This is a genomic window from Chromobacterium sphagni (assembly GCF_001855555.1).
Classification (GTDB): domain Bacteria; phylum Pseudomonadota; class Gammaproteobacteria; order Burkholderiales; family Chromobacteriaceae; genus Chromobacterium; species Chromobacterium sphagni.
Genome location: NZ_MKCT01000022.1, coordinates 1 through 14,509, shown reverse-complemented (window position 1 = coordinate 14,509; position 14,509 = coordinate 1). Strand labels below are relative to the sequence as shown.

The 14,509-nt window shown below is 66.6% G+C and carries 14 protein-coding genes and 1 pseudogene; all 15 read left to right on the top strand.

What is annotated here, in order from left to right:
• The coding region (sctN, locus tag BI344_RS11725) for a type III secretion system ATPase SctN (RefSeq protein WP_206600375.1) at nucleotides 1-1,286 on the top strand (1,286 nt) is incomplete at its 5' end.
• Nucleotides 1,270-1,725: a hypothetical protein gene (locus BI344_RS11720; RefSeq protein ID WP_071113134.1), complete on the top strand. Its 456-nt coding sequence runs from the start codon at nucleotides 1,270-1,272 to the stop codon at nucleotides 1,723-1,725. The genes sctN and BI344_RS11720, both read left to right, overlap by 17 nt.
• Entirely contained in the window at nucleotides 1,713-2,759 is a 1,047-nt protein-coding gene (locus BI344_RS11715; protein WP_071113133.1) for a SpaN/EivJ family type III secretion system needle length determinant, read from the top strand. Before BI344_RS11720 ends, BI344_RS11715 begins: the two co-directional genes overlap by 13 nt.
• The gene (locus tag BI344_RS11710; protein ID WP_071113132.1) at nucleotides 2,759-3,658 is read left to right on the top strand and encodes a YscQ/HrcQ family type III secretion apparatus protein; all 900 of its coding nucleotides are present in this window, start codon (nucleotides 2,759-2,761) and stop codon (nucleotides 3,656-3,658) included. The genes BI344_RS11715 and BI344_RS11710 overlap by 1 nt, the downstream gene beginning before the upstream one ends.
• Nucleotides 3,648-4,307 (top strand): EscR/YscR/HrcR family type III secretion system export apparatus protein, encoded by a 660-nt coding sequence (locus BI344_RS11705; RefSeq protein WP_071113131.1) that lies wholly within the window; start codon nucleotides 3,648-3,650, stop codon nucleotides 4,305-4,307. The genes BI344_RS11710 and BI344_RS11705 overlap by 11 nt, the downstream gene beginning before the upstream one ends.
• A 348-nt stretch (nucleotides 4,308-4,655) precedes the next feature.
• Nucleotides 4,656-4,916: an EscS/YscS/HrcS family type III secretion system export apparatus protein gene (locus BI344_RS11700; RefSeq protein WP_071113130.1), complete on the top strand. Its 261-nt coding sequence runs from the start codon at nucleotides 4,656-4,658 to the stop codon at nucleotides 4,914-4,916.
• 2 nt (nucleotides 4,917-4,918) lie between these two features.
• Nucleotides 4,919-5,692, top strand: coding sequence for a type III secretion system export apparatus subunit SctT (gene sctT, locus BI344_RS11695; protein WP_071113129.1), 774 nt, complete (start codon nucleotides 4,919-4,921; stop codon nucleotides 5,690-5,692).
• 1 nt (nucleotide 5,693) lies between these two features.
• Nucleotides 5,694-6,863, top strand: coding sequence for an EscU/YscU/HrcU family type III secretion system export apparatus switch protein (locus tag BI344_RS11690; RefSeq protein ID WP_277620443.1), 1,170 nt, complete (start codon nucleotides 5,694-5,696; stop codon nucleotides 6,861-6,863).
• A gap of 115 nt (nucleotides 6,864-6,978) precedes the next feature.
• Entirely contained in the window at nucleotides 6,979-7,482 is a 504-nt protein-coding gene (sicA, locus tag BI344_RS11685) for a type III secretion system translocator chaperone SicA (protein ID WP_071113128.1), read from the top strand.
• Nucleotides 7,479-9,224 (top strand): type III secretion system needle tip complex protein, encoded by a 1,746-nt coding sequence (locus tag BI344_RS11680; RefSeq protein ID WP_071113127.1) that lies wholly within the window; start codon nucleotides 7,479-7,481, stop codon nucleotides 9,222-9,224. Before sicA ends, BI344_RS11680 begins: the two co-directional genes overlap by 4 nt.
• Nucleotides 9,225-9,243: 19 nt before the next feature.
• Nucleotides 9,244-10,500, top strand: a complete 1,257-nt coding sequence (locus tag BI344_RS11675) for an IpaC/SipC family type III secretion system needle tip complex protein (RefSeq protein WP_083370188.1) — start codon at nucleotides 9,244-9,246, stop codon at nucleotides 10,498-10,500.
• 139 nt (nucleotides 10,501-10,639) lie between these two features.
• The gene (gene sctA, locus BI344_RS11670) at nucleotides 10,640-11,818 is read left to right on the top strand and encodes a type III secretion system needle tip protein SctA (protein WP_071113126.1); all 1,179 of its coding nucleotides are present in this window, start codon (nucleotides 10,640-10,642) and stop codon (nucleotides 11,816-11,818) included.
• Nucleotides 11,819-11,840: 22 nt separating this feature from the next.
• Nucleotides 11,841-12,574: pseudogene (locus BI344_RS26135) on the top strand (hypothetical protein); the annotation flags it as partial.
• A gap of 534 nt (nucleotides 12,575-13,108) precedes the next feature.
• Nucleotides 13,109-14,146 carry a hypothetical protein gene (locus BI344_RS11660; protein WP_193430979.1) on the top strand — a complete coding sequence of 346 codons (1,038 nt, stop codon included), beginning with the start codon at nucleotides 13,109-13,111 and terminating at the stop codon, nucleotides 14,144-14,146.
• Nucleotides 14,130-14,378, top strand: a complete 249-nt coding sequence (locus BI344_RS11655) for an acyl carrier protein (protein WP_071113123.1) — start codon at nucleotides 14,130-14,132, stop codon at nucleotides 14,376-14,378. The genes BI344_RS11660 and BI344_RS11655 overlap by 17 nt, the downstream gene beginning before the upstream one ends.
• Nucleotides 14,379-14,509 lie beyond the last annotated feature (131 nt).

Here is a 14,509-nt window from a genome sequence, read left to right as displayed (position 1 = left end):
AGCCGCCGCGCCTGTTGCGCCGGCTGGCCAGTCCGCAGCGCCTGTCCGGCCCGATCCTGGAGGCCGCCTTGCCCGGCGTGGCGATAGGCGAGTTGTGCGACATCCGCCGCAGCTGGCAGAACCGCGAGGTGGTGGCGCGCGCCCAGGTGGTGGGCTTTCAGCGCGAACGCGCGGTGCTGAGCCTGATAGGCAACGCCCGCGGGCTGTCGCGCGAGGCGGTGCTGGAACCCACCGGCCGCGCGATGTCGGCCTGGGTGGGCGAGGCGGCGCTGGGCGCGGTGCTGGACCCGACCGGCCGGATTGTCGAGCGTTTTGCCCCGGAGGCGGGCGCGGCGGGCGAGGAGCGCGGCATAGACGCCGATCCGCCGCCGTATTCGCAACGGGTGGGCATACGCCAGCCGTTGGCCACCGGGGTGCGCGCGATAGATGGCTTGTTGACCTGCGGCGTCGGCCAGCGGGTGGGCATTTTCGCCTCCGCCGGCTGCGGCAAGACCATGTTGATGCACATGTTGATAGAACAGACCGAAGCCGATGTGTTCGTGATCGGCCTGATAGGCGAGCGCGGCCGCGAGGTGACCGAGTTCGCCGAGTCTCTGCGCGCCTCGCCCCGGCGGGAGAGGTGCGTGCTGGTATACGCCACCTCCGACTTCTCGTCGGTGGACCGTTGCAACGCCGCGCTGCTGGCCACCACGGTGGCCGAGCATTTTCGCGACCAGGGCAAGAAAGTGGTGTTGTTCATCGACTCCATGACGCGTTACGCCCGCGCCCTGCGCGACGTGGCGCTGGCGGCCGGCGAGCCGCCGGCGCGGCGCGGCTACCCGGCTTCGGTGTTCGACAGCCTGCCGCGCCTGCTGGAGCGGCCCGGCGCCACGGCAGCCGGCAGCATCACGGCCTTCTACACTGTGCTGCTGGAGAGCGACGACGAGCCCGACCCGATGGCGGACGAGATCCGCTCCATTTTGGATGGCCACATCTACCTAAGCCGCAAGCTGGCCGGCCAGGGCCATTATCCGGCGATAGACGCGCTGAAAAGCGCCAGCCGGGTGGCGGGCAGGGTGACGGACGGCGCGCATCAGCGCAGCGCCGCCGCGGTGCGCGGATTGATGGCGCGATTGGAGGAGCTGCAGGTGTTCATCGATTTGGGCGAGTACCGGCCGGGCGAGAACGCCGACAACGATCGGGCAATGGCGGCGCGGGCGCCGCTGCTGCAGTGGCTGCGCCAGGGCATGGATGAATACTCGCCGCCGGCGGATACCTTGCGGGGCATGCATGAGCTTGCTGGTTGAGCTGCGGGCGCTGCTGAGGCGCTGTCAGGCGGAGCAGCGGCGCCACCTGAGCGCGCTGGCGCAATTGGCGCGCGAGGACCGGCAACTGGAGGGTCGCCAGCAGGACATTCGCAGCCAGAGCCAGGGCTTGCGCCAACTGCTGCACGCGCAGCGGCCGGGCGGCACGGTGCTGGACCGCGGCCAGCTGTTCGCCCTGCAGCGCAAGCAGGCGGTGCTGCGCCGCCAGCTGCAGAACCTGGATCTGCAATTGACGCAGGCGCAGGAGCAGCGCCTGCAACTGGAGCAGCGGCGCGAGCAGCAGGCGGCCTTGCATCGGCAGTGCTTGCGCAAGGAAGACAAGTACCAGCGTTGGGCGCAGTCGCAGCGCCGGCGTCAGCGTCTGCTGCGATTGCGGCTGGAAGAGACTGAACAAGAGGAGATAACGACATGGCAAGCGTGATGCCGACAACCGCGCCGGCGGCGGTGGCCCAGATTCAGAACGTCGAGGCCGAAGGGGTGGCGGGCGCGTTCGCCCGGCAGGCCGGCCGGCTGGAGCATGAAGAGCAAACGCCCGGGCGCGATCGGGACGAGAAGGACAAGAAGGAGGCGTCGCCGGAAGGCGGCTTGGCGCTGCCGGCGGCCTGGCTGCCTCCGCCCGCCAGGCTGCAGCCGCATTACCGCCGGGAGCAGGGCGCGGTTGGCGGCGCGCGGACGGAATTCGGGGAGAAGGCGGGGGCGCGCAAAGGCGGAGGGGCAAGCGCGCAGCCGCCGGCGCCCGGAGCCACGGTCAGGCTGGATATCCGGCAGGCGCTGGCGGCGGCAATGCCGGCTGCCGGGCCGTTGCCGGCGGCCAAGGTCTCGGCGCATGCCGAGATTCTTTCCGGTTCCAGTGTTGGCAAGGACAAGGCCGAGCCGGCTAAAAAAGATGCCCAGGCCAGCCCGCAAACGCAGGCAGCGCCTTCCTCTTCCTCCGCGGCGGTGATTGCGGCGCCGCCTCGGTTGGAGCCGTTGTTGCAGGAGCATTTGCGGGCGGTGCTGCCGTCCGCGGGGGACGCGCCGGCAGGCTTGCCGGCGCAGCAGCCGCGCAGTGAAACGCGCAAGCCGGCGGCGAGCGAGTTGGCCGCCGCGATTGCCGATCAGCCGGTCCCGGCGCGGCATGCCGCCGCCGCCGCGCAGTTGCCGCCCGCCGCGCTGCCGCCGCGAACGCGGATGGAGAGCCAGCCGGCCATGCCGACATTGGCGACGGCAGCCGAGTCGCAGCCTGGCCTGACCTATCGCTTCCAGCGCTGGGGGGGCGAACACTCAGTCAACATTCAGTTGTTGCCGAGTCACGGCGCCGCGCAATTGACCTTGCAGCCGTCGGACAGCCTGGTGCAGCAGCGGCTTGGCGAGCAGTGGCAGCACGGCAATCCGCAGCAGTGGAGCCTGTCGCGCGACGGCGGCGAGCGCCAGCAGCGGGACAGGCAGCAGCCTGAATCCGAGGAGGACGCCTGATGCTGAAGCTGCGCCATTTGGACCGCCGGACGCTGGCGCTGCGGCAGACCGCGGCGGCCTGGGCGGCGCAAGGCTGGGAGGCGGAAATCGCCTACCCGCCGCGCAGCGGGCGCTGGCTGGAAATAGCCGACGAGCAGGAGCGATGGCAGGGCTGGCTGGAACCGCGGGCCTGGTTGGCGAGCCGGGCGCCGGATCTGGCGGTGCTGGCCAGCGGCGCCGGGGTGGAGCGGCAGGTCGCTCAACTGATCGCGGCCAGCGCCGAACCGTTGCAATGGCCGATGCCGGACATGGCCGGCGGACGGCTGCGCGCTGGCGCCCAGTTGGACGGCGGCGAGCTGCCGCAGCGCCCCTTGCTGCGGGTGGCTACGCCGCAGGGGCCGGTATGGCTGGCCAAGGCTCCCGCGCCGCGGCTTTTGCCCGCGGCGGCGGCGGCCAGGCTTGAGCGGCTGACGGCGCCGCTGATGTTCGGCCTGGGAAGCAGTCGCATCAGCCTGGCCCTGTTGCGCAGCGTGCGCCGCGGCGATGTGCTGCTGATCCAGCAGCCGGCGTCGCCGGTAAGCTGCCATGGCCGGGTTGTGGGGCGTTATCAACGATTTGAGGAAGGAATCATCATGGAATGGCAGGCAGAGGAAGCCGCGGCGCAGGATGAACCGGCGCTGGCCGACATCAGCCAGCTGCCGGTGCGGCTGGAATTCGTATTGCAACAGAGCCGGGTGACGCTGGCCGAGCTGCAGCAATTGTGCCAGGGCCAACTGCTGCCCTTGCAGGCCGGCGTCGAGCGTCAGGTGGAAGTGCGCGCCAACGGCGCCTTGCTGGGACGCGGCGAGCTGGTGCAACTGGATGGGCAACTGGGCGTGGAGGTGGCGCAGTGGCGGGACGGTGCGGCCGATGTCGAATGATATCTCGCTGATCGCGCTGCTGGCGTTCTCCACGCTGCTGCCTTTCCTGATCGCGTCCGGCACCTGCTTCATCAAGTTCTCCATCGTGTTCGTGATGGTGCGCAACGCGCTGGGCCTGCAGCAAGTGCCATCCAATATGACGCTCAACGGCATCGCCTTGCTGCTGTCCATGTTCGTGATGCTGCCGATCGCCCAGCAGGCCTACAGCTATTACCAGGAAGAGCGCGTCAGCTTCAACAGCGTCGAGTCGGTGAGCAATTTCGTCGAAAACGGCCTGGATGGCTACCGCGGCTATCTGCAGAAATATTCCGACCCGGAGCTGACCCGCTTTTTCGACAAGGCCCAGGCCCAGCGCAGCGAGCGCGAAACCGGCAATGCCGTGGTCGACGAAGAGCCATCCATCTTCGCCTTGCTGCCGGCCTATGCGCTCAGCGAGATCAAGAGCGCGTTCAAGATAGGCTTCTACCTCTATCTGCCCTTCGTGGTGGTGGATCTGGTGATCTCCAGCGTCTTGCTGGCGCTGGGGATGATGATGATGAGTCCGGTGACGATCTCGGTGCCGATCAAACTGGTGCTGTTCGTCGCGCTGGACGGCTGGACGCTGTTGTCCAAGGGTCTGGTGCTGCAATACCTGGATCTGGCGACGTAGCGGGCGGCGGGGCGGCAGGAAATGGCGCTGCCAGATTTTGAACGGCAGTTTGAACGGCAAGCGGAGTGTCCGCTGCGCGGACGATGATTTTCATGGCCGGGGCTGCCCGGCTGGCAGGTCAGGGAGCGGTTTCGCCAGCCCCCTGACAACCCCAGGCGACCCGCACCCCTCGCCAAGGCGCCGCCGAACTCGCGATTTGCTAGCGTCAAATCGCTCAGACAGACGGCGGCTTAAAACCTTGGCGAGGGATGCGGGGACGACTTGCGCTGACGGGGAGGCGGGCGCCTCCGATGCGTCTTGCTCTCTGGCCCGTGCATGCACGGTTTTTGTTGATTGAAAGGTTTTCCTATGAACGACCTGGTTTTCGCCGGCAACAGGGCGCTGTACCTGGTGTTGTTGATGTCGGCCTGGCCCATCATCGTCGCCACCGCCATCGGCTTGCTGGTGGGGCTGTTCCAGACCGTCACCCAGTTGCAGGAGCAGACGCTGCCGTTCGGCATCAAGCTGTTCGGCGTCAGCCTGTGCCTGTTCCTGCTGTCCGGCTGGTATGGCGAGACGCTGCTGGGATTCGGCCGCGAAGTGATGCGGCTGGCGCTGGCCAAGGGCTAGCGATGCAGTTCGGGTTGTTCTTCGAGATTCACGGCTGGGTGGCCGCGGCGGCGCTGGGCTTTGCCCGGGTGGCGCCGGTGTTCTTCATCCTGCCTTTCCTCAACAGCAATGTGCTGACCGGGATGGTGCGCACCTCGGTGGCGATGCTGGTGGCGCTAGGCCTGTGGCCGCATTCGCCTGAGGCGCTGCCGGCCTTCGAGGCGCTGCCCTTTGTTATGTTGATCGCGCGCGAGGCGACGGTGGGCCTGCTGCTGGGTTGTCTGCTGGCTTGGCCGTTCTGGGTGTTCCATGCCTTGGGCAGCATTATAGACAACCAGCGCGGCGCCACCCTGAGCAGCAGCATCGATCCGGCCAACGGCGTGGACACCTCGGAACTGGCCAATCTATTCAACCTGTTCGCCGCCGCGGTCTATCTGCAGGGCGGCGGCATGGGGCTGATGCTGGACCTGTTCCGCCAGAGCTACCTGCTGTGCGACCCGCTGGGCGGCGGCATGCCGGCTTTGACCCCCGTGCTGGGCCTGCTCAACCAGGTGATCTCCAAATCGGTGGTGCTGGCCAGTCCGGTGATGGCGGCGCTGCTGCTGACCGAGGCGGTGCTGGGCCTGCTGTCGCGCTTCGCGCCGCAGATGAACGCCTTCGCGGTGTCGTTGACGGTAAAGAGCGCGGTGGCGCTGGTGATCATGCTGCTGTATTTCGCGCCGGTTTTGCCGGACGCGTTGTCGCGGCTGTCTTTCCAGCCCGGAGCCTTGTCCGGCTGGCTGCCGCCGGGGCGCTGACATGTCCAACAAGACCGAACAGCCGACGCGCAAGCGTCTGCAGGACTCGGCCAAGAAAGGCCAGTCCTTCAAAAGCCGCGATCTGGTGGTGGCCTGCCTCACGCTGTGCGGCGTGGCCTATCTGGTGTCCTTCGGCTCGCTGGTGGAACTGATGGGCGCTTTCCGCCAAGCCATCGCCGGCGGCTTCAGCCTGGACATGGCGGGCTACGCCAAGGCTGTGGCTTGGCTTGGGCTGAAGCTCTTGCTGCCCATCTTCCTGCTGTGCGTCGCCGCCTCGGCGCTGCCGGCGCTGCTGCAAAGCGGCTTTGTGCTGGCCAGCGAAGCATTGAAGCTGAATCTGTCGGCGCTCAATCCGGTCAATGGCTTCAAAAAACTGTTCAGTTTGCGCACGGTGAAAGAAGCGGTAAAGGCGCTGCTTTATCTGGCCAGTTTCGCGGTGGCGGTGACGGTGATCTGGCGCAAGCACAAGGAGTTGCTGTTTTCCCAGCTCAACGGCGGCCCGCTGGAAATGGCGGGGGTGTGGCGCGAGCTGCTGCTGTCGCTGGTGCTGACCTGCCTCGGCTGCATCGTGCTGATCCTGCTGCTGGACGCCATCACCGAATACTTCCTGTTCATGAAGGACATGAAGATGGACAAGCAGGAAGTGAAGCGCGAGATGAAGGAGCAGGAAGGCAATCCGGAAGTCAAGTCGCGCCGCCGCGAGGCGCATATGGAAATCCTGTCCGAGCAGGTGAAGTCCGATATCGAAAACTCGCGTCTGATCATCGCCAACCCCACTCACATCGCCATCGGCATCTACTTCCGTCCCGATGTGGTGCCGATTCCCTTCGTCTCGGTCATGGAAACCAAACCAGCGCGCGCTGGCGGTGCGCGCCTACGCCGAGAAAGTCGGCGTGCCGGTGGTGCGCGACGTGCCGCTGGCGCGGCGCATCTTCGCCGGCCATCGCCGCTATTCCTTTGTCAGCCTGGGCGAGGTCGACGAGGTGCTGCGCCTCTTGGTATGGCTGGAGCAGGTGGAAAACGCCGACCGGCCGCCCGAGGATGGGCTGGCGGGGCCGGCTGGCTGAGCTTTTTGCGCCGCCCCCCGGCCGGAGAGAGCCGGACAGCGAGCGAAACCGCTGGTTTGCCCGTGCTGCGGCAGCGCATGGCGCAAGCAATGAGCGATTCCTGAATGTTTGTCCCGGCGCTCCGCGCTTAAATGATCTCGACCGTTTTTCACGCGCGCCGCGCGGCGAAGGCGGTTGCTAGCCAGCTCTGCCGGGTTGGTGACCTTACCAGGAGCAGATATGAACGCTAATGACAATGTCAGCGACGACCGTTTTGCGGAGGTGGTCTGGGAAGCCGTGAGCGGCGGCGCCACGTTGAAGGACGTGCACGGGATTCCGCAGGACATGATGGAAGGACTGTACGCCCACGCTTACGATTTTTACAACAAGGGACGGCTCGACGATGCGGAGACTTTTTTCCGTTTCCTCTGCATCTACGATTTCTACAACCCCGACTACATCATGGGCCTGGCCGCCGTGTGCCAGTTGAAGAAGCAGTTCCAGAAGGCCGCCGATCTCTACGCGGTGGCCTTTGCGCTGAGCAAGAGCGATTACCGGCCAGTGTTCTTCACTGGCCAGTGCCAGCTGTTCATGCGCAAGGCCGCCAAGGCCAGGCAATGCTTTGAGCTGGTGTGCGAGCAAAGCGCGGACGAAGCGCTGCGCGCCAAAGCCCAAGTGTATCTGGACACCTTGCAGGAAGCCGAGAGCGAGCAGTCCCGACAGCAGGAAAAGGAGCAGGCATGAGTGATGCAGGCACAATAGGCCGCAGTGCGTATCTGCACAATCCCAAGCTGGCCGAAACCGCATTTGAGAGCGTCCGCAAGGACAGCAGCTTTCTCGACGCCGCGGACAAGGCGCTGAAGTCGGTGCTGGCCACCAAGGCCGGCGACGGCGACGTCCAGGTCCGCGAACGCGACCTGGCAACGCCGGCGCTGACCCAGCCGACGCCCAGGGCCAAGGAGGAACTGGACGGCAGCGGCAAATTGACTTTGCTGCTGGGCAAGCTGATGTCGCTGCTTGGCGATGTCTCGTTGTCGCAGCTGGAGAGCCGCATCGCCACTTGGCGGGCGATGATGGAGGCGCAGGTCGAGATGGGCGACAAGCTCTCACGCGAGTTCCAGCAGGCATTCCAGGAGGCGAGCGAAGCCACCGAGGCTTTCAAGAGCGCATCCGGCCAGTACGACAGCGCCAAGCAGGCGGCGGAGGCCGCGCAGAAAAAAGCCGAGGCCGCCCAGGCCAAGGTGGACGCGATGTCTCCGGACGAACCCGGTTACGCCGAGGCCCAGTCCGCCAGCCAGCAAGCGGCTGCCGACGCGCTGCAAGCCAAGCAGAAGGCCGACAAGGCGTTCGACGTGGCGGAGAAGGCCCGGGTCGTGGCCATGGACAAGGCCAGGATCGCCGACGATCTGGCCGGCAAGGTGCAAGGGGCAAACGTCAATGCCGATGTCTCGCGCAAAACCGGCGATGACAATTTGTCCAACGTCGCCAAGCTGACGATGCTGATGGCGATGTTCGTCGAGCTGGTCGGCAAGAACAGCGAAGAAAGCCTGAAAAACGATCTCGCCCTGTTCCAGTCGCTGCAGGAAGGCCGACAGAAGGAAATGGACAAGAAGTCCACCGAGTACCAGGAAGAGGTGCGCAAGGCAGAGGAGCTCAATCGCACCATGGGGTGCATTGGCAAGATTCTGGGTGCGGTGCTGACGGTGGTCAGCGTCGTGGCCGCAGCATTCACCGGCGGCGCCAGCCTGGCGCTTGCCGCTGTGGGCGTCGCGCTGATGGTGGCGGACGAGGTGGTCAAGGCCACCACCGGGGTGTCCTTCATGGAAGAGGCTTTGAAGCCGTTGATGGACAAGGTGCTCAAACCGTTGATGGACCTGTTGGGCAAGGCCATCGCCAAGGCGCTGGAAGGCATGGGGGTGGACAAGAAGACCGCCGAGCTGGCCGGCGCCATCATCGGCGCGGTGCTGGCCGCCGTCGCCATGGTCGCGGTGATGGTGGTGGTGGCTGTCGTCGGCAAGGGCGCCGCCAGCAAGCTGGGCGGCGCGTTAAGCAAACTGATGGGCGACACCATCAAGAAGATGGTGCCCACGGTGATGAAGGAGCTGGCCAAGAACGGCAGCAAGGTGCTGAGCCAGGGCTTCCAGCGTTTGGCCAACAGCCTGGGTCTGCAAACTGACGCCGCCGCCAAGCAGATGATGGCCAACACGCTGGGCCGCATCGTGGTCGGCGGCGAGGTGGCTCAAGCCACCACCCAGGCCGGCGGCAATGTGGCGCAAGGCGTGTTCATGAAGAACGCCAGCGACGCGCTGGCGGACTTCACGCTGGCGCGCGCCGCGATGGACCAGATCGAACAATGGCTGAAACAGGCGGTTGAAGTGTTCGCCAGCACCCAGAAAATCACCCAGGAACTGACCACGGCGATGTCCAGCGCGCTACAGCAGAACGGCGAAGCCGGCCGTTTCGTGCTGCGTCAGAGCCACGCCTGAAGAATATGAGGAATTGATCATGAGCAACGCCATTACATCTTCCCCGCTGTTCCCTTCCCGCCTGCCGTCGAGCGGTGTCGATCTGGCCGGCGGCGCAGCCAAGCCGCGCCTGCAGGACGGGCCGATTTCGGTCGGCACCCTGCAGGCGATACTGAGCCAGAGCGGCGATGCCGGTCGAGAGCTGGCCGGCGCGCTAGCCGGCAAACCGGACCTGGCCCAGCCGAAGCTAAAGCCGCAAGACGCCGGCGTGCTGCACGCCTGGCTGGCCGACAAGTACGAAGACGCCGGCTTCACCGCCGGTGTCGAGCACACGGCCAACAAGCTTGAGCAGGCGATAGACAAGGAGCTGAAGCAGCGCAGCACCGAGGGCGGCGACGCTGGCTTCGATATCAGCGGTCTGTCCACCAGCATGGCCGCGCTGCTGTCCCAGGCCATTGTGCTGATGTCGGCGCTGCGCACCGCCGACAATGCGTTGAGCACCAAGCTGTCGCTGGTCAGCTTCGACGCGACCAAGGCCACGGCGGCCTCCATGGTGCGCGAAGGCATCGCCAACCTGTCCAGCAGCATCGTGCAGAGCGTCGGTCAGGTGGCCATCACCGGCGTCGGCGCCAAGAAGAGCCTGAACGGCCTCAATGCCGAGCGCGGCGCGTTGAAGAACAACGCGCCCAAGCTCAGCAAGCTCGGCGACGAGGGCCGCAGCGTCCAGACCACGCTGGGCCGCCAGAACACGGTCAAGCTGGGCGCCGATGCCGACAACCTGAAGCAGGTGGGCCTGAAGCCGCAGAACGGCGCGGCCCGTCCGGAGGTGAGCGCGTTGAGCGGGCAGCCTAGCGCCGCCGGCAGCGTGGCCGACGGCATGGCCGGAGAGCAGATCGGCCTGCAGTCCAGCAACACGCGCCTGGCCAAGCAACATGAGACCGCGCTTGGCGGCACCGCCGACGGCCTGGGGGTCAAGAGCCAGACCGAACAGCGGGCGCTGGATGACACCAAGCTTAAGGCCCAGGCCAAGCAGACCACCGGCAAGGCCATCATGGACAGCTCGGCCGCGGCCGGCAGTATCGCAGGGGGATCGGGCCGCTACGCCTCCACGCTGGAACAATCAGAGCAGCAGATCAGCCAGGCTTCCAGCCGCGTGGCCAGTACGGCTTCCGAGGAAACCCGCGAAAGCAGCCGCAAAGCCGATAGCATCATTCAGGAACTGCTGCGCACGCTGGATGGCATCAGCCAGTCCAAGAGTTCGGCGATGGCCGCGATCGCCGGCAATCTCCGCATCTGATCCGTCCCATCGGAAAGCGGCGGGGCGGCATTAGCGCCCCGCCCGCCGTCCCGGCCTTTCCGGCCGGGACGGCGTTCCGCACCATTGATTCCGCCCGCGCCGCCGACGTGTAGCGGCGCTGGCCATGCAGGGGAATTCCATGTACGGCATTCAAACTTCGACCTCCATGCCGCTGACGCGGCCGCAGACTCCGGAAACCCAAGCCGCCGCGCAACGCCCCGACGCGTCCGGCGCCGCCGAGCCGGCGCGCGCGGTCGCGCAAGGGCCATCCGTTCCCGCGCTGGGCGCCGCCAAGATCAAGGCCGACGAGCTGAGCCGGGCCGCGCAGGACGTCCGCCGCAGCGTTCAGAGGCAGGCCTCTTATGAAACCAAGCTGGTGGAACAGCGCTCGCCGTTCTCCGGCGTCGTGCCGCCATCGGCCGAGGCGGCGCTTGCCAAGCGCGCAGCGCTGGCGGGCGAGCTGGACGAGGCCAAGAACGCCCAGACCCTCAGCGCCAGGCTGTTCGAGGGCAGTCTGCAGGGCGTGGCGCAAAGCGCTTACTCGATGAGCGACGAGCAAAAGCAGGCATTGCGTTCGGGCCTGGAAGACGCGTTCGCCGCCGCGCCGCCGCAGGCCCGCTCCGCCGGCGCGCCGATGTTGTACTCGGCAAACGCCGTGGCGGACGACGGCATGTCGGACAGCGAATTGTGGGCGGAGATCAGCAAGGCCATCGGCCAGATCAAGGACAACTACCTGGGCGTATACGAGAACGTCGTTGGTCAGTACACCACTTTCTACAAGGCGTTCAGCGACATTTTGTCGAAAATGGCGAACTGGATCACGCCCGGCGGTGACGGCAACAAGGTCAAGCTTGATGTTGGGGCGCTGAGGAGCGCGCTGGAAGATGACCTGAAAACCAAGTTCTCGCTGCCGAATAAGGAGGCCGTGCTCTTTCCCGTGCAAGCAAAGGGCGCGACTTCGGTTCAGGGCGGCAGCAAGAGCGATGCCGAGAAATGGGCTGCCGAGATGGGCTTGCCTGACTCCTGCGTCAAGCAGTCCGCTGATGGCAAGTGGGTGGTGGTGATCGACATGACGCCGGTCAGCACGATGATCGATAACGTCGGCAAGCTGGGCTCCGGCGTGGTTGAAATGGACAACGCCAAGTTCCAGTCCTGGCAGTCCGGCTTCAAGGCTCAGGAAGAGAACCTGAAAAACACGCTGCAGACGCTGACCCAGAAATACAGCAATGCCAATTCGCTGTTTGACAACCTGGTCAAGGTTTTGAGCAGCACCATCAGCAGCTGTCTGGAAACCGCCAAGTCCTTTCTGCAGATTTGACACCTGATTGGGAGCAAGCGATATGACTATTACCGCTTCATTGTCGCGCGCTGCGTCTTGTCCGGACCTGAGCGCGCTTCATGCCGGCGCCGGCTCGCCGCGCACCGGACTGGCCCGGCAGCTGAGCGCCGCCGAAGGTCGCGCCGGCATGCCGGCGACGCGCGCGCTGTCAGACGGCGATCTGGCCGGCTACCAGGCCGGCTTCGCCAACCGCAGCCTGGATGCGCTGTTCGCCAATATCGGCCGCGCCGACGCGCTGCGCGATGTGTACCACGGCTCGACCAATGTCTATGCCAAGCTGGAAGTCGCCGAATTCGCCAAAGTCTATCATCAGTTGTCGCGGCAAGCAGGCCTGAGCACTGAGGCGCGCGGCGTGCTAGACGGGCAGGCGCGCCGGTACGCGGAACAGATACTGAAGGACGGTCTGGGAGAGCGTTCCGCCTTCGGCCCATGGACGCCGAAAAACGCCAAAGGCTATCGGTTGCGCAGCGGGCTGGAGCGTCAGCTGGCGCAGTTCGCCGCCAAGCATCTGGCGGGGGACGCCGCGCGGCTGGGCGACGCTATGATGCGCGACGAGGTTATGCCTTTCGTTCGACAGTATCTGGAGCATCAACTGGGCGGGCAACTGAACGAGGAGATGCTGAGCCAGTTATGCGGCGTGTTCGACCGCGCGGCCTTCCAGGCTTTTGAAGCGCTGCGCGCCGCGCGCGGCCAGTTGCAGGATTTGCATGGCCTGGGGTCGGCAAGCTGGCGCGCGATCTGGATACCGTGGCGGTGCTGCCTTTGTTGTTGCGCAATGTGCTGGCGCAGCTGCAGCCGCCTGCGGCGGAGGCGCGGGCTGAACCGCCGCCGACCGCCGCGCCAGGCGCAGACAACGGTTCGACGCCGCCAACTGCCGGCGTCACCATCAATATCGGCGACATTCATATCGACAACAGCCGGCATATCGACAACAGCCGGCATATCGCCCACCATCATGGCGGCAGGCGGCGCGGGGGTGACAGCCCGACGTCGCTGGCGGTGTCGTTGCGGCTGCGCCATCTTCAGGGCCGTGCGGCGCAGCCGGCCGATCTCGGCCGCGATCCCGCCGCTGGACGCAGCGGCGCCCGGCCTGCCGGCGAAGAGGCCGCGCCACGCCGTGAAATGGACATCGGCGGGCGACGCGCCAGCGTCTCGACGCAGACCCCAGCCGACGCCGAGCCGCGGGGCCGGGCAGATGACGGCGCGGGTGTAGGCGCCGGGGCCGGCCCGGCGCTGGCCGCGCAAGAGCCCATATCTGGCCGGACGGCCTTGCCGTTCGCGGTATGGCGCAGCTACTACCCGGAGACGGTGCTGCGCTCTGCCGGTTTTCATCTGAACGGCGACGCCCATCCGGCTGCGCGGGCGCTGATCACCGACCTGCGAAATGCGCTGCGGCTGAACGGCGGAGAGCTGGCATCAATGCCGGAGCAGGCCGCGCTTATAGCGGTGCGCGACAGTTTTCTGCGCGAGGCTCCGGCGCGGGACGGCGTGCCGCAGCCTTATCAGCGCCCTCTGGACGAGGGACAGTGGACGACGCTGCACAACGCGCTGGACGCCCATGCGCAACGCGATCAACTGCGAGGCCAAGTGCAAAAGCTGGCGCGGCTGACCAATCTAGCCGCCGGCGACTGGCAGCCGGATAGTGTGGTGGCGCGCTTGCTGGACTGGGCGCGGCCGGCGCAGAGCGTGTCGCCAGCGGCGCCGCAACCGCAGCGTGCATCAGCTGCTGCTGCGGCATCGCTGGTATCGGCGGCGCCGGTTGACGGCTTCGCCGATATCGAGCTGAGCCGAGCGCCATTGCGCAATCTACCCACTGCGGCCTATCTGCGCAGCCAGCGGTTCGTCGATCAGCCGCGCATAGCCGGCGAGTTGCTGTTGGGTGCGCTGCGCGACGCTTTGCAGGCCGACCCGGCGACGCCGGCGGCGCGACGGATCGCTTTCGAGAAGAGCCGCGACGCATTGTTGCCGAGTTTCGGCCGGGGGCCGGTGCTGGAGGCGTTCGCCGGTGGCCGGGCAGAGAAGCTGGAGCCGGAACTGGAGCGTCTTCTCCCGGTGATAGCGCGCCATCCGCAGCGCCAGGCATTGGCTGGCTTCGCACGCCAGATGGTCCGCGAAACCGCGTTGTTGCGCGGCAGCGCGCCCAATCCGCTGCTGACCCGGCTTTTTGGCGCGCTGGGGCTGGATGCGGCGGAGGAGGCCGGACGCCGAACGCCGCAGACGGCGTCGTCCGACGTCATCCTTACTGTCGATGGCCAGCACGTGAACGCCGCCGCGGCCAGGGAGCGCGTAGATGCGAAGCGGCATTGACGCGCGGGTCAGGGCGGTGATCGGCGCCTGCCTGGCCGCCGACGCCGCCCGCATCCAGCCGTCGGCGCGGCTGGTGGACGAGCTGTACGCCGATTCGCTGGAGCTGCTGGACATGGTGATGGCGCTGAACGACGAGTTTGGCATCGACATCGGCGTCGACGACATCGCGGCCATCCGCACGGTGGCGGATGTGCAGGCGGCGGTGGCGCGCCAACTGGCGGCGGTCGCTTAGTCCAGCGCGCGACGCAGCGCGTCCCGGAGAGCTTGCAGGTCGTGGTCCGGCGGCGGCGGCCGGCGCAGCAGGGACTCGAAGCGGCGGGCGGCGGCGGCCAGTTCCTCGCGGCCTGCCGCCAGCGCGGCGCC